Below are 21,915 nucleotides of genomic sequence, written 5' to 3'. Positions count from 1 at the left end.
TCGTAGGACTAGCATCACCCGACGTGAGTCATCCGGGGGACCCAGCGCGCACGGTACGACCGGCCGCGGAGACGGCGATGGACGCAATGGCGGCGCGGTTGCGGCGTGTTGTGGAACTGCGTGACGTGACACCGGTATTGGAGGCCGAAGCCCTGCGCGAAGCGCGGCGGCTCGCGGAGCTGCTGCCCGTGGACGACGACCTCGCCGTCCGTCATCTGCTCGGCTGGTTCCACTGGTTCCGCCACCGGGCGACAGCTGCGCGGACGGACCGGGACCCGGGGCGCGGCCAGGACCGGCCGGACCTGCGGATCGCCGTGCGGGCACTCACCGCGTGTTTCCTGGCCGGCGACGACGACCTGCCGGAACCGCTCGTGCCCGTCCTCGCGGAGAACGCGGCCGGGTACGCCGTGCGACTGCTCGCGGGCTTGGACGGGTCGGACGACCCGGAGCGGCTCTCCGGTACGGCGAACCTGTGGCAGCGCATCGTGGAGGCCGTGCCCGTCGGGCATCCCCACCGTGCCGTCCACCTGACCGCCCTCGGCAACGTGCTGCGGATCAAGTGGCGGCGGGGCGGCCCGCCGACAGACCTCGACGCCGCGATCGACCGGTTCCGGGAGGCCCTGTCGGCGGTCCCCGAGGGTCCCGGCCGCGCCATGTACCTCTACAACCTCGGGGACGCGCTGGGTGCCCGGTACGACCGGGCCGGAGCGACGGAGGACCTCGAAAGCGCCATCGCCCTGCTCGGGGAGGCGGTACGGGCGGGCCTCGATGACGGCCCCTACCGCGCGCTGGTCCTGGCCGGGCTCGCGGGCGCGCTGCGCGCCCGCTACGAGCGGGCCGGAGCGCCGCCGGATCTGGACGGCGCCATCGCCCGGTACCGGGAAGCGGCGTCCGTCTTCCCCGTGGACCAGCCCGGCCGCGCCGAGCTCCTGTCCGACCTCGGGAACGTCCTGCGGCTCCGCTTCGAACGGACCCGCACCATCGGGGACCTGGACGAGGCGGTGGACGCGGGCCGGCAGGCGGTCGATGCGGCGCCCGCCACCCACCTCCATCGCGCGATGTTCCTGGCGAACCTCGGGGCCGCGCTCCGGATCCGGTTCGAGCGGCTCGGTGTCCCCGGGGACCTGGACGCGGCGATCGCCGTGGGCCGGCAGGCGGTGGAGGCCTCTCCCGCCGACCACCCCGAGCGAGCCGTCCACCTGAAGCACCTCGGGGACGCGCTGCTCGCACGGTTCGCGCACGACGCGGCACGGTTCGAGCACGACGCGGACGGAGCGGACCGGGACGCGACGGACCGGGACGCGGCGGTCGCGGCCTGGACGGCGGCGTCGGCGACGGTGCAGTCGACGGTGTCCGTCCGGATCCAGGCGGGGCTGTCCGCGGCCCGTCTGCTGGCGAAGTCCGGTGCGGCGGAACGCGCGGCGCAGGCAGCGGACGCGGCCGTGCGCCTGATGCCGCAGATGGCCGGGCGCCGGCCGGAACGCCGGGACCGGCAGGACGCGATCGGCGACGTGGCGGGCCTGGCCGGTACCGCCGCCGCGCTCGCGCTCGCGGCCCCGGGCGGGAGCGCGAACGCGCGGGCGGAGCGCGCCCTGGGTCTGCTGGAGGTGGGGCGCGCCGTCATGCTGGGCCGGGCACTGGACAGTCACGGCGACCTGACCGACCTGCGCGACCGTCACCCCGAACTGGCTCTCGGATTCGCCGAGTTGCGGGACCGTCTCGACCGGCCCGCGGACAGGGCGGCGCACGACCGGCGCCGACTGGCGGAGGAGTTCACCGCCCTCCTGGCCGAGATCCGCCGACGGGAGGGTTTCACCTCCTTCGCCCTTCCGCCCACCCTCGACGAACTCAGGGCCGAGGCGTCCCACGGGCCGATCGTCGTGTTCAACGTCAGCGGCTACCGCAGCGACGCGCTGCTGCTCACGGCCGAGGGGCTCACCAGCCTTCCGCTGCCGCGGCTCGACCCCGCCACCGTGGTCGACCGGATCAACGCCTTCCGGCAAGCGCGGTACGCGGCGCTCTCGGGGGACGACCCGGCCGAACGGGCGCAGGCGCAGGCCGTACTCGTCGACGTCCTGGAGTGGTTGTGGGACGCCGCCGCCGGCCCCGTACTGGAGGCCCTGGGGCACAAGGGCCCGCCTCCGTCCGACGCGGAGGGCGCCGAGGCCCTGCCCCGCGTGTGGTGGGCGCCGGGCGGACTGCTGGGACTCCTGCCGCTGCATGCCGCCGGTCATCACGCCGACACGCCGCAGGACCCGTACCGGCGCACCGTGATGGACCGGGTCGTCTCCTCCTACACCCCGACCGTACGCGCGCTGCGCGACGCCCGCGAACGCGGTCGGCGCCTCGTCGCGGGCGCCGGTACCGGCGCCGGTGCGACCGCCGCTGCCGGGCGGGCGCTGATCGTCGCCATGCCGACCACGCCCGGCCTGCCCGGGGGAGGCCGGTTGCGCTTCGCCGACGCCGAGGCCGCCGTGCTGGAGGAGCGCTTCGCGCACCGCGTCGTCCTCAGGGAGCGGGATGAGGCGGAGGAGGACGCCGCCCCCACCAAGGCCAACGTACTGGCGCACCTGCCCCACTGCGCGATCGCGCACTTCGCCTGCCACGGAACGAGCGATCCCGCCGACCCCTCGCAGAGCCGGCTGCTGCTCCGCGACCACGCGCAGGACCCGCTCACCGTCAAGAGCCTGGACCCGGTCACCCTCGACCACGCCAGGCTGGCCTACCTGTCCGCCTGCCGCACGGCGGCCGTCGACACCGCCGACCTGCCCGACGAGGCCATCCACCTCACGACCGCGTTCCAGCTCGCCGGATTCCCCCACGTCATCGGCACACTGTGGGAGATCGACGACGAGATCGCCGTCCGCATCGCCCGGGCCTTCTACGACGGACTGGCGACGGATTCGGGGGCCATCGACCCCGACCGGGCCGCCCGCGCGCTGCACGCCGCCGTACGCCAGGTCCGGGACGGCCACGACCTGCCGCCCGGCCGTGACCGCAGGCGGGCCCCGCTCCTGTGGGCGGCGCACCTCCACGCGGGGGCGTGAGCCGCCCGCGCCGATGACGCGGGTTGGTGGGACGCTGGGAGGGGCGAACCGTGGAGGACAACCCATGAAACGCGCAACGCGATGCGTCGCGGTCAAGGCCTCGTCCGTACTCCTGCTGGCGGGCCTCGCGTCCGGAACGCTGGTGACCGGTTCCGGGGCTGCCGTCGGCGCGGACGAGCCGGGCCGGGCGCCGGTGGCCCCGTGCACGAGCACCCAGGTCGTGGCCGACAGCGCACAGCCGACCGGGTCCGCCCAGGTACGGATCACGGTGACCAACAAGGGGTCGAAGCCGTGCGTACTGAACGGCTTCCCGACGGTGGCGCTCGCGGGCCAGGGCTCGCCGGACAAGAACAAGCCGCTCCAGGTGATCCGGGTCGGCAAGTCGCGGCCGGTGAAGCTGGCGCCCGGAGGCCGGGCCTCGGCGCAGCTCACCTTCACGCCCGTACTCGGTGAGGCGGACGGCTACTGCGCCTCCGGCGCGGATCCCTTCGTCGCGCCGTCGATGGTGGTGGGCGTTGCGGGCGGGCGCCACCAGCTGGCGCCCAGCGACGGCAGTGAGTTCGCACTCTGCGGCACCACTGTTCGCGCGACCGCCTTCCGCGGGTAGGCCCGCGGACGCCGGGGCGTGATGAGGGTCGTGTCAGTGCGTTGAGATAGCGTGCGCACGTCAAACAACGCACAGTGCACACGCTCACGGGGGATTCCCGCATGACCTACCCGCCCCAGTCGGGCCCCGGCCCGTACGGCCAGCCCGCCCCGCACGCCCCGCAGCCGCCGCAGGGCTACCCGCCCCAGCCGGGATACGGACAGCCCCAGCAGCCGGGCCAGCCGCCGTACGGCGCCCCGCCGCAGCAGTACCCCTACCCGCAGCAGCAGTTCGCCGCCCCGCCGGCGCCGCCGCGCAAGCGCATGGGGGTCATGAAGATCCTGAAGATCATCGTCGCCGTGGTCGTGGTCATCGCGGCCGCGGTGGGCTACTACGCCAGCCGCGACGACGCCGACAAGGCCAAGGTCGGCGACTGCCTGACGAACAAGGGCAACACCGTGAGCCCCGACCTCCAGGTGGTGAAGTGCGGTGGCGCGACCGCCCAGTACAAGGTCGTCAAGGTGATCGCCGACAGCCTCGACACGAACCAGTGCAAGGGCGTGTCGGACATCGGCTACGAGGAGCAGATGCGCGGCTCCCGGCGCAGCTCCGGCAAGCAGTTCGTCCTCTGCATCGACGAGATCAAGAAGAGCTGAGCCCACCGCACCCCGGGCCGCGGCCCACCGACAGGCCGCGGCCCGGGCTCGCCCTCATGCCCCGGTGGAGCTCGTCGCCAGGGCCGGGCGGGCCTCGTCGGCCGGGTTCGGGCGGCGGGTCGCGCGGAACCCGATGAGCAGGACCACCACGCCGATCAGGGCGAATCCCGCCGTCCAGAGGGCGCCGACGTGCATGGCGTGGACGAAGGCGGCGTCGGCCGCCCGGGCGAGTCGGGGGTCGTGCGTCGCGGCCGCGACGTGGCGGGCGAGCTCCGCCGAGACCCGGGCCTGGTCCCGCACCGGATCCGGAAGGCCCGTCAGCGAGCCCTCGATCGCGTGCCGGTAGACGATCGACGTGATGGTGCCGCCCGCCGCGATCCCCAGCACGCTGCCGGTCTGGCGCAGGGTGCTGTTGACCGCGCTGCCCGCGCCGGCCCGCTCCAGGGGCAGGGAACCCAGTACGGCGCCGGTGACGGGAGCGATCACCATGCCGATCGACGTCCCCTGCACCAGCATGACCAGCGGGTACCAGACGATCGGCGTGGTCGCGTCGAACAGCGCCACCGCCCCCATCGCCAGGGCCGCGGCGGTCAGCGCGGTCGCGCCGACGAGCCGGACCGATGTCCTGCGGGTCAGCCGCACCGCGATCGGCGAGCCGACGACGACGCCCAGCGCGCCCGGCAGCCCGAGGAGGGAAGCGTCCAGCGCCGAGTACTGGCGCGCCCCTTGCAGGTAGAAGGCGAGGTAGAAGGAGCCCGCCGTCATCGCCAGGAAGACCGTCATCAGGGCGACGTTCCCGGCGGCGAAGCGGCGCTGCGTCAGCAGCCGGGGGTCGAAACTCGGCTCGGCGATGCGTAGTTCGGTGACGACGAACGCCGCGATCAGCGCGATGCCCGCGGCGGTGCTTCCCCAGACGCCCGGCTCCGTGAACGAGGCCTCCTGGCCCGCGCGGATCAGGCCGTACGCGAGAAGGCCCAGGCCACCGGTCGACAGGAGCAGCCCGGCCGGGTCGAGGCGACGGACCTGCGGGCTGCGGAAGTTCGGCACGTACCGCGCGATGAAGCCGAGGCCGAGCACGACCACCGGCACGTTGACGAGGAACACCGAGCCCCACCAGAAGCGCGAGAGCAGCCCGCCGGCCAGGATCGGCCCCGCGGCGATCCCGACCCCGGCGAACGAGGACAACGTACCGAAGGCGGCCGGCCGTTGCGCGGGCTCGAAGGTCCAGCTGACCACCGCCATCGTGGCGGGAACGAGTAAGGCGGCCCCGACGCCCATCACCGCCCGCGCCGCGATGAGTTGGCCGGGTGTGGCGGCGTACGCGGCGAAGCCCGAGGCGGCGCCGAACAGGGCCATGCCCGCCAGCAGCGTGTTGCGGTGCCCGAACCGGTCGCCGAGCGCGCCCCCGGTGAACATCAGCCCGGCGAAGGCCAGCGTGTACGCGCCCGTGGCCCACTGGAGTTGGCCGGGGGTCGCACCCAGGCCGCGCACGGGGTCGGTCAGCGTCTCGAAGGCGGTGGACAGGATCGTGCCGTCGAGCCAGATGAGGACTTGGGCGAAGACGAGGACGCCCAGGATGAGCCGTTGGCGGGCTCTCGGTGGCGTGGCGGATGGCATGGGTGACTACCTTCGGTCAGGAGGGGTTTGGCGCTAGAATCGACAAGGACCTGACGATCCAGCGCGGCGTCATCCTGGCAAACTCGTCAAGTTCCTGTCAATCAATATGAGTTCGGAGGTCGCCTCGTGGGCGAGAAGAGCCACGACCGAGTGCTGAGTTTCCTGGTCCGCCACACCTGGCTCAGCATGCGGGCGGCGATCGGCGCCGAGTTGGAGGAGTTCGGGCTCACCGTGCCGCAGTTCGCGACCCTGATGATGGTCAAGGAGTCCCCGGGCAAGTCGGTCGCGCAGCTGGCCCGCTCGGTCGGGAGCACCCGTCAGGCCGCCAACGAGATGCTCGCGGCGCTCGAACGCGACGGCCTGATCACCCGCTCCCCCCACCCCACCGACCGCAGGACGCACCAGCTGCACCTCACCGACCTCGGAGCCGCCCGCTACGCGGACGCGCTCCCGGCCGTACAGCGGCGCGAGGCCGAGCTGGAGGCCGGGCTGGCCCCGGAGCAGCGCGACGCCGTCATCGCATGGATGTCGTCGATCTCCACCGCCTGCCAGGCGCCCGGGGAGGTCCACTGAGCAGGTCAGGACTGCGCCGGTCGGGGGAGGGGCAGTCACGGTGGGGGCGGCCCGTCGTTTCCCGGACATGACTGATCTGATGGTCCAGATCCCGGCCGACTGGCTGGCCCGGGTGTTCCTCTCGCTCCGCCGCGGCTCCTCCGAGGACGCCCAGGTCTCGGCGGCGGAGCTCCAGCCGTTCACCGAGAGACCCGGGCAGCGGATCCCGGTGCCGCGGGCGACCGTACTGCGCACCGAGCTGGCGCTGAGGGGGGAGCTCGCACGCGCCCAGGAGGACGAGCGGCGGGCCCGGCTGTCGGAGGAGGCCGACTACCTGATCAGCGCCCGCCTCGGCGGACGGGCCGATCGCACCGGTCAGTAGACGAGCTTGTACGTCACGTCCTTGGCGACCGGGGGCGGAGCGGTGTCGGTGTAGAGCAGCCGGATGGTGGTGTAGCGCTGCACGTCGGGGTGGTCGGGCCAGGGCCGCGGGTGGCTCAGGGTCACCTTGACCGGGTAGGCGCGGAAGCGGCCCGCCGCGCAGTACGGGGTGCAGTCGTTCACCATGTCGGTGCCGGTGGCCGTCGCGGTCCGCTGCCCCCAGGTGTCCCAGCGCAGCCGGATGAGGCGGTTGTTCCCGTCGCCGCAGGCCAGAAGGTACTCCTGCGGGCGCACCTGGGCCTGGGAGAAGCAGTCGACGACCACGACCGGATTCGGATCCATGACGGCCCGGGCCGGCTGCGCCGAAGCGGGTACGGCGCCTGCCGCGAGGGCCGCGGCCGCGCACAGCAGGGTGGCCGTCCGTGCCCGGGTTCGGGTGGCGGGTGCGGTCCCACTGACTCGTGAAGCGTCCACGCAGCCCTCCTCGCATCGGCGGCCGGGTTCTGGTGCCGCCTCGTGGCTACAACCTTCCCCAGCTTCGCTCATCCGGCCGAACCCCGCACCCGCTGAGCCGGGCGCGGCGGCTCGGCGCGGCGCCCGGTGCGGCGGCGTGGCGGCTGGGCGCGGCGCCCGGTGCGGCGGCGTGGCGGCGGCTCAGGAGATGGCGTACCACTGGCTGGCCCAGCCGGTGTTGATGGTGCTGGTGGACTGCTCGCCGAGGTTCACGGTGGCCGGCAGGGAGGTCTGGCCGGTCAGCACGGTGCTGTAGCGGAGGTTCGGCGGGGTCAGGCCCGCGTTCACCGAGATCCCGGCGCCCGTGGACTTGAGGGTGAGGGCGTTGGTGGCCCAGGTGCCGTTGAGGAGCAGGGCGATGAAGTAGGTGCCCGGGGCGGCGGTGAAGGGCTTGGCGAGGGGGAACGGCTTGGCGATCGCGTCGGTCATCAGCAGCGGGGAGATGTCCGCGGTGGACGCGCGCAGGGTGCCGTTCGCGTCGTAGACGCCGAGGTAGTTCTGGGAGAGCTGGGCGCCCGGGTCGATGCCGGCGAGCCCGAGCCAGATGTTGGACCAGGTGATCTGCTCGCGCAGCACGATCCGTACGAGGGTGACCCGTCCGCCGACCCCCGCGGCGGACTGGGCGGTGACGTGCCCCGCGTCGTTCGGGTCGCCCGTCCAGGCGAGGAGGTTCTGGTCCTGCGGCCGGGGGCCCTCGAACGCCGATCCGCCGCCGCCCGGAGCGACGGGAGCGGGCGCCGCGGCGCTGCTGCTGCCGCCCTTGCCCGCCGTGGTGCCGCCGGACGCCGTGCAGCCGGTCAGGAGGAGCACCGCCACGAGCGCGGCGGCGAGGCCGGCGGAGACGGTGGTGGTACGGGTGCGCATGGTCCCCCCATGAAATGCGGAAATGCGGAAATACGGATGTGCCGAAGGAGGACATGGTCACACGGACCCTGCCCGCCCCTCGCGCGAGCCCCCGTACCGGCGCCCGGGGACCGCGCGCGGGGCTACTCCGCCTCGGCCTCCGTGCTCACCGGCGCGGGCCAGAGGTGGCCGGGGGTCACGATGGAGGTGACCGCGTTCCCGATCATGCTGGACAGGTTCTTGCCCCGGTGGTCGATGTCGCTGTTGATGAGCACCACCAGGGTGGCCTTCTCGGCGGGGAGTTGGGCGGCGATCGTCTCGTAGCCGGGCAGTTCCCCGTTGTGGCCGAGCCAGCCGTTGAAGTCGAGGATGCCGAGGCCGTACGAGGCGCCGGGGATCGCCCCGACCGGGAGCGTCCGGAGCCGTTCGGCCTGCGTCGTGCGGGTCAGCAGCCGGCCGTCGGCCAGCGCCGGGGCCCAGCTGTGCAGGTCGTCGAGGTCGGAGACGATCCCGCCGGCGGCCCAGGCCCAGGAGGGGTTCCAGTTCGTGGCGTCGGCGACGGTGCCCTCCGGCGTGAAGTCGGTGTACCCGTGGGCGTGCGGGTCGGGCAGGGCGCCGTCGCCGGGCAGGGAGGTGTCGTCCAGCTTCAGCGGCGCGAACACGTGCTCCCGCAGGTAGTCGGCGAGGCTCTGCCCGCTGACCTTCTCGACCAGCATCCCGAGCAGGACGGTGTTCGTGTTGCTGTACTGCCACTTGGCGCCGGGCCGGAAGTTCGGAGGATGGCGGAAGGCCACGTCCACGAGCCGGCGCGGGGTGTACGTGCGGTGCGGGTCGGCGCGCAGGCCCGCCAGCCACGCCTTGTCCGTCGTGTAGTCGAAGAGGCCGCTGCGCATCTGGGCCAGTTGGCGCAGCGTGATCGAGTTCCCGCCGGGGACGCCGGAGACGTACCGCGAGATGGGGTCGTCGAGGCCGACCTTGCCCTGGTCGACCAGTTGGAGGACCCCGGTGACGGTGAAGGTCTTGGTGACGCTGCCGATCCGCGAGTACAGGTCGGACTTCATGGGCGTGCCGGTCCGCTTGTCCGCGATGCCGAAGGACTTCTCGTACACGCCGCGGCCGGGCATCCACAGGCCGATGTCGAGGCCCGGCATACCGGTCTGCTTCATGATGTCCGTGATCGCCGCGTCCAGCTTCTGCACGGTGGCGGGATCGAAGTCCTCGCGTACGGCGGCGGGACCGGTACCCGCGCACAGGGCGGCCAGCAGCAGCGCCACCCCGGCCGGCACGCCGGCCCGCCGGACCCGGCGCCCGCGCGACGGACGGCACCTGCCCATGACCGGTCACCCCTGCCCAGGCTCGACGAACCCCCGAAGCCCCCGAGGCGCTCCCCTCATCGTAGGAGCGCCCCCGGCCCGCCGCGATTCCCCGTGCCGACGTGAAAGCCCGCTAGCTGCGTTCCCAGTAGGTGCAGGAGTGCGTCGTGGGGGCCACGCCGCCGCTCTGCGTGGGGCACGGGAACGGCTCGTCGCTCGGTGCCGGGGCGCGTTCCCAGTGCTTCGGCTCCGATGTGGGGCCCGGGGAGTCATCGAGGTACAGCGTGTACGCGCCGCCGGCCAGTACGACGGCGACCCAGCCCGCCACGACCCAACGCCAGACCCCTCGCGGCACTGCTGTCCCCCCGTTCCGAGTCGGATGACCGATGGCGCCGAGCCGTCGTCGTCACGGCGCGATCGGGAGCTGTCGCTTGTGGTCGGTCAGGCGGTAGCGGCGGACGATCGTGTCGAAGGCGCGCTCGTCGACCGGCTTGCCCTCCAGGAAGTCGTCGATGTCGTCGTACGTGACACCCAGCGCGTCCTCGTCGGCCTTGCCCGGGTCGAGGGTCTCCAGGTCTGCCGTGGGGGTCTTCCAGACCAGCTCCGCGGGGGCGCCCAGGGCGTCGGCGACGGCGCGCACCCGGCGCTTGGTGAGGCCGGTCAGCGGGACCAGGTCGGCCGCGCCGTCGCCGAACTTCGTGAAGAAGCCGGAGACCGCTTCGGCCGCGTGGTCGGTGCCGACGACCAGGCCGTCGTGGGCGCCGGCCACCGCGTACTGGGCGATCATTCGCTGGCGGGCCTTGATGTTGCCCTGCACGAAGTCCTGGTGGTGGGCGTCCCGGAACACGGTGCCGCCGGCGAGGGCGGCTTCCAGTGCGGCGTCGCTGGCGGGCTTCACGTCCACCGTCAGCACCCGGTCCGCCTCGATGAAGCCGAGGGCCAGCTGGGCGTCCTTCTCGTCGGCCTGGACGCCGTACGGCAGCCGCATCGCGTAGAACGTCGCCTCGTGGCCGGCCTCGCGGGCCCGCTCCACGGCGAGCTGGCACAGCCGTCCGGCCGTGGTGGAGTCCACGCCGCCGCTGATGCCGAGGACCAGGGAGCGCAGGCCGGTGGAGGTGAGCCGCTCGGCCAGGAAGGCCAACCGGCGCTCGATCTCCTGGTGTGCGTCGAAGGTCTCCGACACCTGGAGTTCCCGGGCGATCTCCTGCTGCAGAACGGTGGACGCCGGCCGGCTCACGGCTGCTCCTCGTGGTCGATGGTGATTCATGGGGTGCGCTGCCCTGCCGACCCTAGTCGAACGCCTCCGGCGGCCCGAAAGCGGCCGGGCTTGACGGATGCGTCCGAAGTTATGACACTCAAAGTGCAAGATGTTTGTGTGTCGTACGGCCCTGGAGGGTCAGGAGGCAGTCATGCCGGAGCGCCGGATCTACGTTGTCGCGGGGGCCGTCATGGGGCTGGTCTGGGCGTGGGGCTCGGGCGCGCCCGCCTGGGAACACGCACTGCGTCTCCTCGCGCTCGTCGCGTGTGCCGCGGTCGCGATGACGCTGGCCCACCGCCGCCGGGCCCGCCTCGGCCGGCCGGTCGACCGCCGGCTGCACTCCGGCCTGCTCCTCGGGAAGGTGCTGCTGGTCGCGGCGGCCCTGCTCCTCGACCAGCTGCTCGGCCTGTGGGTCTCCGAGCCGAGCCTGATCACCGCGGCCGTCCTGTTCGTGGGCATCGCGGCGGGCGGTCCCGCCCTGCACCGGCGGCTCGCGCGGGACGGGGGCGGTACGAGGAGCCGGCGGCCCGCGCCGGCGGATCGCCGCGTCCTGACCGGGGCCGACGCGGAATAGGCGCCCTCAAGTGGATGGGCGACCTCGACGGGCGCCCTTACGGCCGGTGGGCCGGCCCGGCCGGGTCCGTACTGGCCAGCAGGGCGTGTACGGCCGTCTCCATCGTCCGGGCGGCCGCCTCGACGCTCAGGCCGCTGCTGCGCCAGTGGTACCAGGCGCCCCAGGTGGTCACCGCGTCCAGCCCGTGGAGCCACCTCGGTCCTGCGCTCGGCGGGCAGCCGGTCGAGCTCCTCGCGGAAGATGTCGGCCAGCCGGCCCCGGGCGAAGTCCAGGACCTGCCGGGTGACCTCCCTGATCCGGTCCCCGTTCTGCTCCAGCCGCATCAGCGCGAGCTGGGCCGGCGTGATCCACTCCAGGATCCGCGAGCGCTGTTCCGTGAGCGCGGCGACCCGTGCGGCTCTCGGGCCGTCGGTCGGCAGGGGCCTGGTCTGCTCCATGAGCTGCTCCAGGCGCCGTGCGATCGCCGTCTCCACCAGCTGGGACATGTCGGCGTAGTGGTGGAAGACCAGGCGGCGGGAGACCCCCGCGCGTTCGGCGACGCGGTCCGCGGGGAAGTGCGACTCGCCCTCGTCGAGCAGGGACAGCACCGCATCCGCGATCTTCACGCGGGACTGGCGGGCGCGCTCGGCGCGGCCGTCCGCGAGTCGTCCCTCTGACCGCCCCGCCGACTGCTGCACGTTGACCCCTCCCGGTCTCGCTCGTCCCCATTGTCGCAAAGGGGGGCGCGCGTTGATTTGATTGCACCACGAGTGCAATGATGAGGGGGCAAGCCACGCCGACGAGGGGGATCCCGTACGCATGTTCGTCACCCTGGGGCGCTGGTGCGCCCGACGGCCGAAGCGGGTCGTCGCCGCCTGGCTCCTGCTGCTGGTGGCCCTGGCCGCGGCGGTGGGCGTGCTGGGCGGCGCCACCACCGAGACGGTCTCCATACCCGGCAGCGACAGCCAGGCCGCCCATGACGCCGCCCGTGCGTTCGCCGACTCCGCCTCCGGCCGTCAGCCCCTCGTCCTGCACACGCCCGCCGACGGCCCGCCCCTCACCTCGGACCGCGCGCGCGGCGCCGTCCAGGAGGCGGCCCGCGCCCTGGCCGCCCGCGACCACGTCGTCGCCCTGACCACCCCGTACGAGCCGGCCGGCCGCGCGGCCCTCGCCCCCGACGGACACACCGGCTACCTCGCGGTCGAACTGGACCTGGCGGGCCGGGACATCACCGCCGACGTCGTCCACGACCTCATGGACGCCGCCGAACCGGCCCGAGCGGCCGGGATCGAGGTGACCCCCGGCGGCAACCTCGCCGAAGCCGCCGACAAGAAGTCCACCCGGAGCAGCGAGATCATCGGGCTCGTCGCGGCCTTCGCCGTCCTCTGCCTCGGGTTCCGCAAGGCGATCGCGGCGGCCGTACCGCTGGCCACGGCCGTCGTGGGACTCGGCATCTCGCTCGAAGTCATCGGCCTGACCGGCCACGTGATGGACATGCCGTCCTCCGGCGCCACCATCGCGGCGATGATCGGCCTCGGCGTCGGCATCGACTACAGCCTCTTCTGTCTCACGCGCTTCCGTGAACTCCTGGCCACCGGGAAGCAGACCGAGGACGCCGCGGCCCTGACGATCGGCGTCTCGGGCAAGGCGGTGGCCTTCGCCGGCACCGCGGTCATCGCGGCACTCGCCAGTCTGGCCCTCGGCGGTCTTCCCCTGCTCCGCGCGCTGGCGCTCGCCCCCGGCGTCGCCGTCCTGGTCGCCATGGCGGCCACCCTCACCCTGCTCCCCGCGCTGCTCAGCCTGCTGGGACGGCGTCTCGCTCCCGCTCCCGTCGCCGCTCCCGCCCCTGCTCCCGCCCCCGTCTCCGTCTCCGTCTCCGCGGACCGGCCGCGGACCTCCCCGCCGCCCCGCGGCTGGGCGCGCATCGCCCGGCACGTCGCCGACCGGCCGTGGCGGTACCTGCTCGCGGGCCTGGCCTTCTTCGCCCTGCCGGCGCTCGCCGCGGCCCAGCTGTCCTTCGGGCAGCTCGACGGCGGCGACAAGTCCCCGGGCACGGCCGGCCGTACGGCCTACGACCGGCTCGCATCCGCGTTCGGCCCCGGTGTCAACGGACCGCTCCAGGTGACCGGCACCCTGCCGAAGCCGGCGTCCGGACCGGCGGACCCGGCCGTCACGGCCGTCGCCGAGGCGCTGAAGGACACCAGCGGCGTCGCCGCGGTCGGCCCCGCCCAGCTGAGCCGCGACGGCCGGACCGTGCGCTGGCAGGTCACCCCGACCACCGCGCCCGGCGATCCGCGTACCGCCGCCCTGGTGCACCGCCTGCGCGACAGCACCCTCCCTCCCGTCACGAAGGGCACCGGCCGGGAAGTCCACGTGGGCGGCATCCCCGCTACGCAGTCGGACCTCGGCGACCGGCTCGCGCAGCGCCTGCCGATCGTCATCGGGGTCGTCCTCGCCATCGCCGGGCTGCTCCTCCTGCTGGCCTTCCGCTCCCCGCTGGTCGCCGCCAAAGCGGCCGTGCTCAACCTCCTCTCGGTGGCCGCCGCCTACGGCGTGCTCACCGCGCTCTTCCAGTGGGGCTGGGGAGCGGCACTCCTCGGGCTCGGCGGACCCGTGCCGGTCCCCGGGTACGTACCGCTGCTGATGTTCGCGGTCCTGTTCGGGCTCTCCATGGACTACGAGGTCTTCCTCCTGAGCGCCGTCCGTGAGGCGTGGCTGGCGAGCGGCGACAACCGCACCGCGGTGATCACGGGGCTGGCGAGGACCGGAGGGATCATCACCTCCGCCGCGCTCATCATGGTGTGCGTCTTCCTCGGCTACCTCCTGTGGGACGACCCCGTCGTGAAGATGTTCGGGATCGGCCTGGCCACCGCGGTCGCGCTCGACGCGACGGTCGTCCGCGGGCTCCTCGTCCCCACCACGATGGTCCTGCTCGGCAAGGCCAACTGGTGGCTCCCGTCATGGCTCGACCGGCTGCTGCCGCAGATGCACATCGAAGGCGGCGAGGAGGACGCCGTCCGTACCTCCTCCGTCCCCGAACCCGTGAGGAACACATGAACCACCGCACCGCCCGGGCTGACGCCCGCGCACAGGCCGGCGTACGAGGGACTGCAGTACGAGGGACTACCGCGCGCGCCACTGCCGTACGCGGCGCTGCCGTGCGCCGCCCGCACCGGACCCGGCGGCGGCGGTGGGCGCTGGCCGGCGCGTGCGCGCTGCTCGCCGGCCTCGTACTCGCCGACCGCGTCGCCGCCGGGGTGGTCGAGGGCCGGATGGCCGACCGGATCGCCGCGCGGCAGAGCGCCCTGGTGGCGGCGCCGAGCGTCTCGATCGGCGGCTTCCCGTTCCTGTGGAATGCGGCGTCGGGAACCTACCCGGAGGTGGCGGTCGACGGCCGGGCACGGACGGAGGACGGCCTGCCCGTCACCGCCTCCGTCGACCTGCACGACGTGTCCAAGACGGCGGGCGGCTACTCGGCGGCCGGGGCGCGGGCGGAGTTCACGGTCCCCCTCGACGCGCTCGGGGCGAAGCGCGGTCCCGGTGTCCGGCTGACCGGGCACGACGGGCGGCTGGAGATCACCCGCTCCGTCTTGGGAGTACCGCTCGTCGTGACCGCCGCGCTCACGCTCACCGGTGACACCGTCACGCTCGAACCGACGGCGGCGTCCTTGGCCGGGCGTCCCCTCGACCCGGCCGATCCGCGGATCGTGGCCGCACTCAAGGCGGCGGAACGCAAAATACCGGCCCTGCCGCTCGGCCTCGTCCCGTCCGGGATCTCCGTCGACGCCGGCGCCGTCACGGTGCACGGCGAGGCGAAGGGCGTCAGCCTCCCCGGTCTCCCCGGCGAGGCCTGAGGAAGGGGCGCCCCCGCCGCGGCGGGCGGCCGGGCGGCCGGGCCGTCCCGGCCGCCGCCCTTCGCCCGGTACCGGTCAGCGCTCAGCGGCTCTTCTTCTGCGCTTCGACGATGCTCCGTACCGTGTCGTCCACCCCGGCGCGGCTCTGCACCCATTCCGAGAAGGCGGGGAACTGCCCGGCGATCGCGATGAGCACCTTCAACTCGGCCGGAGCGATGTTGACTTCGCACAGATTGCGCTCGATGGCCCGGATGACGCCCCGCGCCACCTGATCCGGGGAGGAAGTCCGCGCGCCGCCGGGGGTCTTGACTCCGGTCGCGGCGTGCATGCCCGCGTCGCGGACGAATCCCGGCTGGATGACGGACACCCCCACGCCCGTGCCGCGCAGGTCCTGACGGAACGCCAGCGCGAAGCCGCGCAGGCCGAACTTCGTCGCGTCGTACAGCGAGGACGACTTCGTGGCGGCCTTCCCGGAGACCGAGCCGATCAGCGCGATGTGGCCCCGCCCCGCACCGACCATCCGGGGCGCGAGCAGCCGGGCCAGCATGACCGGCGCCCGCAGGTTCACGGCGAGGGCCCGGTCGATCTGTTCGGGGGTGTAGTCGAGCAGGTCGCCGCTCGACGGGAGCGCGGCGTTGGCGATGAGGACGTCGGTCTCGGGGCACTCCGAGGCCAGCCGCTCGACATCGGAGGCGTCGGCGAGATCGGCGAGGACGGCCCGGGCGCCGAGTTCGTCGGCCACGGCCTTGAGCGCGTCCTCGCGGCGCCCGGTGACCACGAGCTTCGCGCCCTTCGCGGCGAGCGTACGGGCCAGTGTGAGGCCTATGCCGCCCGTGACCCCGGTGAGGAGAACGGTTGATCCGGTGATGCGCATCCCAAACCCTCCCTGTTGTTCGTCCGAACGAACAGTGGCAGCTCGCTGGTCGAGGAGACCAGGCGCTTGACCGGACTCAGGTGGTCACGTGCTCGGCGGTGCGGCGGCGCGCAGGCCTCCGAGCAGGGTGGCCAGATAGCGGTGGGCAGTATCGATCCGGCCGGCGGGATCGCCGCCGTGGACGTCCACGGCGTAGGCGATGCCGCACATGAGCGGGACCAGATCCCCCGGGGCCAGGTCGGGGCGGACGGCCCCGGCCTCGCGGGCCCGGTCGAGCAGGACCCGGCCGGTCGACCAGAGTGCCGTCTTGAGTTCCGTGGTGCGCGGCAGGGCGTCTTCGGGTGCGGCCGTGACCGGCGCCAGGGAGGCATCGGTGACCTGCGCTTCGATGGTGCGGGTCAGGAAGCCCTCCAGCGCGTGCCAGGGGTCGGGGTCGGACAGGGCCTGCTCGCCGTGGGCGGTCAGGGCCTCCAGACAGGGGGCGGCGACGGTCTCCAGCAGCGCCTCGGGCGTGGCGAAGTGCCGGTAGACGGTGCCGACGCCGAGTCCGGCGCGGCGGGCGACGTCGTTGAGTTGCAGCGGCGTGCCCTGGTCGACCAGGGCACGGGCGACGGCCATGATCCGCTCCCAGTTGCGGGCCGCGTCCTTGCGCAGTGGCGTCGTCGTCATGCGCACATGGTAACTGGATGGCTCATCCGGATAGCCCCGGTCGCGCTAGTGTTCGCCCGTGAGCCTTCATGTCGTCATCGGATTCGGGCCCGCAGGGGCCGCCACCGCTCGACTCCTCGCGGAGGAGGGGCATTCGGTACGGGTCGTCACCAGATCGGGCCGCGGCGCGGAGCCCGGCATCGAGCACGTCGCGCTGGACGCCACGGACGGCGGGCGGCTGACCGAAGCGGCGCGGGGCGCGGCCGCGATCCACCACTGCGCCGCCCCGCCCTATCACCGCTGGGCGAGCCAATGGCCCCCGCTGGTCTCCTCCGTCTGCGCCGCGGCCGAGGGGAGCGGAGCCGTTCTGGTCATGCTGGGCAACCTCTACGGTTACGGACCCGTCGACGGCCCCCTGACCGAAGGGCTGCCCCTGGCGGCCACCGGCACCAAGGGGCGGGTGCGCGCCGCCGGTTGGGCGACGGCCCGCAAGCTGCACGAGGAGGGCCGCATCAAGGCGGTCGAGGTGCGGGCCTCGGACTTCTTCGGGCCCGGTGTGACCGACGGCGGGCACCTGGCGGGCCGGGTCATGCCGCCGCTGCTCCGCGGCAAGCCCATCTCCACCCTCGGCGACCCGGACGCCCCGCACAGCTGGAGTTACCTGCCCGACGTGGCCAGGGCCCTGGTCGAGGCCGCGGGCGAGGAGCGGGCCTGGGGGCGTGCCTGGCACGCCCCGACGGGACCCGCGCTGTCCGTCCGGGAGATGGTGGACCGGCTCGCCGCCGAGGCGGGAACGGGACCGGTCGCGGTGCGCCGGCTGCCGTCCGCCGTACTGGGTGCGGCCTCGCTCTTCTCGCCGCTGCTCCGTGAACTGAAGGAGGTCCGCTACCAGTTCGACCGCCCGTTCGTCGTCGATTCGACGGCGTACGAAGCCGAGTTCGACGCACGCGCCACCCCTGTCGACGAGCAGGTCAAGGCGACGGTGGACTGGTGGCGTGGGCGGGTGGCAGCCACCCGGTGACGTCCGGGCCGGAAAGGCGGCCCGTCACTCCGGATCCGAGGAGCCCGCGGGTCCCGGGGGCGCTGCGGGGTCGGTGACGGGAGGGAGGCCCTGCAGCTGCCGGTACTGATCCATGATGGCCATGATGGCCTGGAGGTTCTCCGCCTTCATGCCGGCCGCGCGCATCGCCACCGAGCGCACTCCCGCCTGTCGCAGGGCCTCGATGACGGCGATCTCGTCGAGCACCGGCTCGGCGGCCTCGTCGTCGAAGAAGTAGGCGACCGATACGCCGAAGAAACGGGCGAGGGCGGCCAGCAGGTCCGGCGAGGGGTTGGACCGCTTGCCCGTCCGCAGTTGCGAGAGGTACACGCCCCCGGCCTTGATCTCGGGGTTGGCCCGCTTCAGCTCCTCGGCCACCTCGGCGTTGGTCCAGCGCCTGCCCTTGGGGCGGGCCGTCTTGAAGAGGTCGTCCAGGCGCGCTGCCAGTGCGGGCCGGTCGTCAGTCTCGGACACTGCGCATCTTCCTCCCGCCACCTCCCCGATATTGCTCTCAGCTATTTTCCAGTTTTGCAGATTAGCGGTCAGTTGACAATCTGGCGCGAGTCCGCCACCGTGGACCCGGTCGATAGCTGGCAGCTAACTTTGCTTCACGGGGGTAGCCGAGTGAGTCGCCGGCCGTATCGACCCGGCTCGGGCCGGCCCTCGGGGGATGGGGGCCCGCCCGGCCGGAACACACCCCCCGAAGCCCTCGACCCGCTCGACCGGTCTTACGTCGGGCGGACGCGTTCGCCTTCCGCCGCCGCGTCCAGGGGAACGGCCAGTCCGATGCTTTCGGCCGCCACGGCGACGGCGAAGTCGAAGTAGGCGGACTCGTCCCGGACGCTGTCGTGCGTACGGCTGAAGACCTGGAACACCAGGAGCCCGATCAGATTGCTCCACAGCACCATGCCGCGCTCGATGAGGTCCGAGAACGGGGCTTCGGGCGTGCCGCCGAAGAGCTGCACGGCCTCCGGCAGGAGCAGCGGCGGCCCGGGCACCGCCCGGCGGGGCGGGGTGAGTTCACCGGCCGCCAGCGCGGAACGCACGATGCCGGCCAGTACCACGGGGGTGCGCGAGGCGGCCGGGACGGTGTCCTGCGGGGCGTGGTAGCCGGGCACCGGGGAGCCGTAGATCAGGGTGAATTCCGCGGAGTTCTCGAAGGACCACGTCCGCAGGGCGCGCGTCACCGCGAGGAGTCGCGCCCCGGCCGGCGCACCGGCGGCGCCGGCGCTCCGGTCGGCTTCCTCCATCGCGGCGGCGGATGCGTCGTAGGCGTCGATCACGAGCGCGGTCAACAGGTCGTCGCGGTGCGGGAAGACACCCTCCACGTCGGCGACGGCCAGGCCGCTGTCCTCGGCGACGGCTTCCAGGGACAGTCCCGGGGCGCCCAGTTTTACGAGCAGTTGGCGCGCGGTGGCCTTGAGGGCCTCCGGCCGCACGGCGTTCTCATCGTCTGCAGTTGTGGAAACGTCCATGGGCCGAACCGTACCCGTCGGCTGCCGGGCCGGAGCGAGTTTGCATAGCCATGCGTTTCAGTGCATACTCTTCCCATGTCAAAGGTTCTCACCTCCCTGCCCGCCGGCGAGCGCGTCGGCATCGCCTTCTCGGGCGGCCTCGACACCTCCGTCGCGGTCGCGTGGATGCGCGACAAGGGTGCCGTCCCCTGCACCTACACCGCCGACATCGGCCAGTACGACGAGCCCGACATCGCGTCGGTCCCCGGCCGTGCCAAGACCTACGGTGCCGAGATCGCGCGCCTGGTCGACTGCCGGGCGGCGCTGGTCGAGGAGGGCCTGGCCGCACTCGCCTGCGGTGCGTTCCACATCCGCTCGGGCGGCCGTGCGTACTTCAACACCACGCCGCTCGGCCGCGCCGTCACCGGCACCCTGCTGGTCCGGGCGATGCTCGAGGACGACGTACAGATCTGGGGCGACGGCTCGACCTTCAAGGGCAACGACATCGAGCGGTTCTACCGCTACGGCCTGCTCGCCAACCCCCACCTGCGCATCTACAAGCCGTGGCTCGACGCCGACTTCGTCCACGAGCTCGGCGGGCGCAAGGAGATGTCCGAGTGGCTCGTCGCCCACGGGCTGCCGTACCGCGACAGCACGGAGAAGGCGTACTCCACCGACGCCAACATCTGGGGCGCCACCCACGAGGCCAAGACGCTGGAGCACCTCGACACCGGCGTGGAGACCGTCCAGCCGATCATGGGCGTGCGGTTCTGGGACCCGTCGGTCGAGATCGCCGCCGAGGACGTGACCATCGGCTTCGACCAGGGCCGCCCGGTGACGATCAACGGCAAGGCGTTCCACTCCCCGGTCGACCTGGTGATGGAGGCCAACGCCATCGGCGGCCGCCACGGCATGGGCATGTCGGACCAGATCGAGAACCGGATCATCGAGGCCAAGAGCCGCGGCATCTACGAGGCGCCCGGCATGGCGCTCCTGCACGCCGCGTACGAGCGCCTCGTCAACGCGATCCACAACGAGGACACCCTCGCGCACTACCACAACGAGGGCCGGCGCCTCGGCCGGCTGATGTACGAGGGCCGCTGGCTGGACCCGCAGGCCCTGATGGTCCGCGAGTCGCTCCAGCGCTGGGTCGGCTCCGCGGTCACCGGCGAGGTGACCCTGCGGCTGCGGCGCGGCGAGGACTACTCGCTCCTCGACACCACCGGCCCGGCCTTCAGCTACCACCCGGACAAGCTCTCCATGGAGCGCACCGAGGACTCGGCGTTCGGCCCGGTGGACCGGATCGGCCAGCTCACCATGCGCAACCTCGACATCGCCGACTCGCGCGCCCGGCTGGAGCAGTACGCGGGCCTCGGCATCGTCGGGACCGCGCACCCCGAGCTGATCGGCGCCGCGCAGGCGGCGGCGACCGGCCTGATCGGCGCCATGCCGGAGGGCGGCGCCGAGGCCATCGCCTCCCGTGGCGAGGTCTCCGAGGACGACGAGCTGCTCGACCGCGCGGCGATGGAGTTCGGCACCGACTGACCGCTGGTCCGGCCCCGGCCCCGGGCGGTCCGACACGTTGACGACGTGCGGACCGCCCGTGGTGTCGTCCGCGTCCTGCGCCGATCCGAATGTGTGTACCACTACGCTGGGCCTGCTCGGTACGCGAGTTGACGAACGGCGATGGATGGGGCGTGCGGTGACGGCGGGGGAGGCGAACGGCGCGGAGCTGGTCGGCAGGGTGCTCGGCGGGCGGTACCGGGTGACCGCGATGATCGGACGCGGCGGCATGGGCGTGGTCGCCCGCGCCGTGGACGAACTGCTGAACCGGGAAGTCGCCGTCAAGGTCATGCGGGCCTACACCGACGCCTCCGCGGTCGAACTCGCCGATCTGGGCGCGCGGATGCAGCGCGAGGCCCAGGCCGCCGCCCGCATCCGGCACGGCGGTGTGGTCACCGTGCACGACGTGACCGAGGAGGAGGGCCTCCCGGTCATCGTGATGGAACTCGTCGACGGGCCCTCGCTCGACGACGTGCTGGACAAGCGCGGCCCGCTCGAACCGCGCGAGGCCGCGGCGATCGGCGCCAAACTGATGGACGCGCTCGACGCCGCGCACCGGGCCGGGGTCCTGCACCGCGACGTCAAGCCGGCCAACGTGCTGCTGGAGCGCGACGGCCGCGTCGTGCTCACCGACTTCGGCATAGCCACCGTGCAGGACTCGGGCGACGAGGACATGGCCAAGCTGACCCGCAGCGGCAACATCATCGGCTCCCTGGACTACCTCCCGCCGGAGCGCGCACAGGGCCGGGAACCCGGCCCCGCGTCGGACATCTGGTCGCTCGGCATGACGCTGTACGCCGCGGTCGAGGGCACGTACCCGTTCCGCCGTACGTCGGCCTGGTCCACGCTGTCGGCGATCGTCACCGAGCCGCTGCCGGAGCCCCGCCGGGCGGGCGTGCTCACGCCCGTACTGCACGCCCTCATGGCGAAGGATCCGGAGAGCAGGCCCACCGCCGGCCGGGCGCGCGAGATGCTGCAGGCGGTGGCCGAGGGCAGGAGCGCGCACGGCGCGGCTCCGGCGGCACCCGGCCCGTCGACGGCGCCGCCCGCGACCCCCCGGCCCGCGACCGCCCCGCCCGCGGCCGGTCGGCCGCTCGCCTCCCACGCCCCGCCCCCCGCCGGACGGCCCGCATCCATACCGACGCCCCCGCCCGGCTACGGCCC

24 protein-coding genes are annotated in these 21,915 nt (G+C 73.3%); 13 read left to right on the top strand and 11 right to left on the bottom strand.

The window, feature by feature from the left end; all coding sequences use genetic code 11:
- Nucleotides 1-125: 125 nt before the first annotated feature.
- From ADK52_RS24060 to ADK52_RS24050, 3 genes are all read left to right on the top strand, one after another.
- On the top strand, nt 126-3,047 hold the full coding sequence (locus ADK52_RS24060) for a CHAT domain-containing protein (RefSeq protein WP_159046015.1): 2,922 nt from the start codon (nt 126-128) through the stop codon (nt 3,045-3,047).
- Between the two features lie 64 nt (nt 3,048-3,111).
- Nucleotides 3,112-3,654 carry a DUF4232 domain-containing protein gene (locus tag ADK52_RS24055; RefSeq protein WP_078988557.1) on the top strand — a complete coding sequence of 181 codons (543 nt, stop codon included), beginning with the start codon at nt 3,112-3,114 and terminating at the stop codon, nt 3,652-3,654.
- A gap of 101 nt (nt 3,655-3,755) precedes the next feature.
- Nucleotides 3,756-4,289, top strand: coding sequence for an LppU/SCO3897 family protein (locus ADK52_RS24050; RefSeq protein ID WP_053691920.1), 534 nt, complete (start codon nt 3,756-3,758; stop codon nt 4,287-4,289).
- A gap of 54 nt (nt 4,290-4,343) precedes the next feature.
- Here ADK52_RS24050 and ADK52_RS24045 read toward each other — a convergent pair whose 3' ends face one another.
- Entirely contained in the window at nt 4,344-5,906 is a 1,563-nt protein-coding gene (locus ADK52_RS24045) for an MFS transporter (protein WP_053691919.1), read from the bottom strand.
- Between the two features lie 126 nt (nt 5,907-6,032).
- Between ADK52_RS24045 and ADK52_RS24040 the strand changes: the two genes are divergently transcribed.
- Nucleotides 6,033-6,479, top strand: a complete 447-nt coding sequence (locus ADK52_RS24040) for a MarR family winged helix-turn-helix transcriptional regulator (RefSeq protein WP_053691918.1) — start codon at nt 6,033-6,035, stop codon at nt 6,477-6,479.
- A gap of 67 nt (nt 6,480-6,546) precedes the next feature.
- Complete coding sequence (locus tag ADK52_RS42530; RefSeq protein WP_147420075.1) at nt 6,547-6,840, top strand: hypothetical protein; 294 nt, start codon at nt 6,547-6,549, stop codon at nt 6,838-6,840.
- Here ADK52_RS42530 and ADK52_RS24030 read toward each other — a convergent pair.
- From ADK52_RS24030 to nadE, 5 genes are all read right to left on the bottom strand, one after another.
- Nucleotides 6,834-7,313 carry a hypothetical protein gene (locus ADK52_RS24030; RefSeq protein WP_107090159.1) on the bottom strand — a complete coding sequence of 160 codons (480 nt, stop codon included), beginning with the start codon at nt 7,311-7,313 and terminating at the stop codon, nt 6,834-6,836. The two genes, ADK52_RS42530 and ADK52_RS24030, sit on opposite strands and share 7 nt — an antisense overlap.
- 180 nt (nt 7,314-7,493) lie before the next feature.
- The gene (locus ADK52_RS24025; protein WP_053691916.1) at nt 7,494-8,216 is read right to left on the bottom strand and encodes a hypothetical protein; all 723 of its coding nucleotides are present in this window, start codon (nt 8,214-8,216) and stop codon (nt 7,494-7,496) included.
- 122 nt (nt 8,217-8,338) lie between these two features.
- Nucleotides 8,339-9,529, bottom strand: coding sequence for a serine hydrolase domain-containing protein (locus tag ADK52_RS24020; RefSeq protein WP_053691915.1), 1,191 nt, complete (start codon nt 9,527-9,529; stop codon nt 8,339-8,341).
- A 112-nt stretch (nt 9,530-9,641) separates the two neighbouring features.
- Nucleotides 9,642-9,836: a hypothetical protein gene (locus ADK52_RS24015; RefSeq protein WP_053691914.1), complete on the bottom strand. Its 195-nt coding sequence runs from the start codon at nt 9,834-9,836 to the stop codon at nt 9,642-9,644.
- 78 nt (nt 9,837-9,914) lie between these two features.
- The gene (gene nadE, locus ADK52_RS24010; RefSeq protein WP_053691913.1) at nt 9,915-10,745 is read right to left on the bottom strand and encodes an ammonia-dependent NAD(+) synthetase; all 831 of its coding nucleotides are present in this window, start codon (nt 10,743-10,745) and stop codon (nt 9,915-9,917) included.
- Nucleotides 10,746-10,917: 172 nt separating this feature from the next.
- Between nadE and ADK52_RS24005 the strand changes: the two genes are divergently transcribed.
- Nucleotides 10,918-11,340: a hypothetical protein gene (locus ADK52_RS24005; RefSeq protein WP_053691912.1), complete on the top strand. Its 423-nt coding sequence runs from the start codon at nt 10,918-10,920 to the stop codon at nt 11,338-11,340.
- A 37-nt stretch (nt 11,341-11,377) separates the two neighbouring features.
- On the opposite strand, the gene ADK52_RS44580 is transcribed toward ADK52_RS24005, so the two are convergent.
- A complete protein-coding gene (locus ADK52_RS44580) occupies nt 11,378-11,512 on the bottom strand; it encodes a hypothetical protein (RefSeq protein ID WP_267887285.1) in 135 nt (44 codons plus the stop codon).
- A 110-nt stretch (nt 11,513-11,622) separates the two neighbouring features.
- On the opposite strand from ADK52_RS44580, the gene ADK52_RS43915 reads away from it, so the two are divergent.
- The 4 genes from ADK52_RS43915 (at nt 11,623) to ADK52_RS23990 (ending at nt 15,173) form a co-directional block, all read left to right on the top strand.
- Nucleotides 11,623-11,835, top strand: coding sequence for a hypothetical protein (locus ADK52_RS43915; protein WP_234344198.1), 213 nt, complete (start codon nt 11,623-11,625; stop codon nt 11,833-11,835).
- Nucleotides 11,835-11,996, top strand: coding sequence for a hypothetical protein (locus tag ADK52_RS43910; RefSeq protein ID WP_234344196.1), 162 nt, complete (start codon nt 11,835-11,837; stop codon nt 11,994-11,996). Before ADK52_RS43915 ends, ADK52_RS43910 begins: the two co-directional genes overlap by 1 nt.
- Nucleotides 11,997-12,138: 142 nt before the next feature.
- Entirely contained in the window at nt 12,139-14,376 is a 2,238-nt protein-coding gene (locus ADK52_RS23995; RefSeq protein WP_053691910.1) for an MMPL family transporter, read from the top strand.
- Between the two features lie 101 nt (nt 14,377-14,477).
- Nucleotides 14,478-15,173, top strand: a complete 696-nt coding sequence (locus ADK52_RS23990) for a DUF2993 domain-containing protein (protein ID WP_053691909.1) — start codon at nt 14,478-14,480, stop codon at nt 15,171-15,173.
- Between the two features lie 82 nt (nt 15,174-15,255).
- On the opposite strand, the gene ADK52_RS23985 is transcribed toward ADK52_RS23990, so the two are convergent.
- Both ADK52_RS23985 and ADK52_RS23980 read right to left on the bottom strand, forming a co-directional pair.
- A complete protein-coding gene (locus tag ADK52_RS23985) occupies nt 15,256-16,047 on the bottom strand; it encodes an SDR family NAD(P)-dependent oxidoreductase (RefSeq protein WP_053691908.1) in 792 nt (263 codons plus the stop codon).
- A gap of 84 nt (nt 16,048-16,131) precedes the next feature.
- Nucleotides 16,132-16,716, bottom strand: coding sequence for a TetR/AcrR family transcriptional regulator (locus ADK52_RS23980; protein ID WP_053691907.1), 585 nt, complete (start codon nt 16,714-16,716; stop codon nt 16,132-16,134).
- A 58-nt stretch (nt 16,717-16,774) separates the two neighbouring features.
- On the opposite strand from ADK52_RS23980, the gene ADK52_RS23975 reads away from it, so the two are divergent.
- The gene (locus ADK52_RS23975; RefSeq protein ID WP_053691906.1) at nt 16,775-17,716 is read left to right on the top strand and encodes an NAD-dependent epimerase/dehydratase family protein; all 942 of its coding nucleotides are present in this window, start codon (nt 16,775-16,777) and stop codon (nt 17,714-17,716) included.
- 24 nt (nt 17,717-17,740) lie between these two features.
- Here ADK52_RS23975 and ADK52_RS23970 read toward each other — a convergent pair whose 3' ends face one another.
- A complete protein-coding gene (locus tag ADK52_RS23970; RefSeq protein ID WP_053691905.1) occupies nt 17,741-18,208 on the bottom strand; it encodes a helix-turn-helix domain-containing protein in 468 nt (155 codons plus the stop codon).
- Nucleotides 18,209-18,462: 254 nt separating this feature from the next.
- Nucleotides 18,463-19,209, bottom strand: coding sequence for a TetR-like C-terminal domain-containing protein (locus ADK52_RS23965; RefSeq protein ID WP_053691904.1), 747 nt, complete (start codon nt 19,207-19,209; stop codon nt 18,463-18,465).
- A gap of 75 nt (nt 19,210-19,284) precedes the next feature.
- Here ADK52_RS23965 and argG point away from each other — a divergent pair, with 75 nt between their 5' ends.
- The gene (argG, locus tag ADK52_RS23960; RefSeq protein ID WP_053691903.1) at nt 19,285-20,733 is read left to right on the top strand and encodes an argininosuccinate synthase; all 1,449 of its coding nucleotides are present in this window, start codon (nt 19,285-19,287) and stop codon (nt 20,731-20,733) included.
- Between the two features lie 157 nt (nt 20,734-20,890).
- The coding region (locus ADK52_RS23955; RefSeq protein ID WP_420714928.1) for a serine/threonine-protein kinase at nt 20,891-21,915 on the top strand (1,025 nt) is incomplete at its 3' end.

It is taken from the genome of Streptomyces sp. WM6372 (assembly GCF_001279655.1).
Lineage (GTDB): Bacteria > Actinomycetota > Actinomycetes > Streptomycetales > Streptomycetaceae > Streptomyces.
The sequence above is the reverse complement of the archived record's forward strand: the minus strand, read 5'-3'. Positions and strand labels throughout refer to the sequence as shown.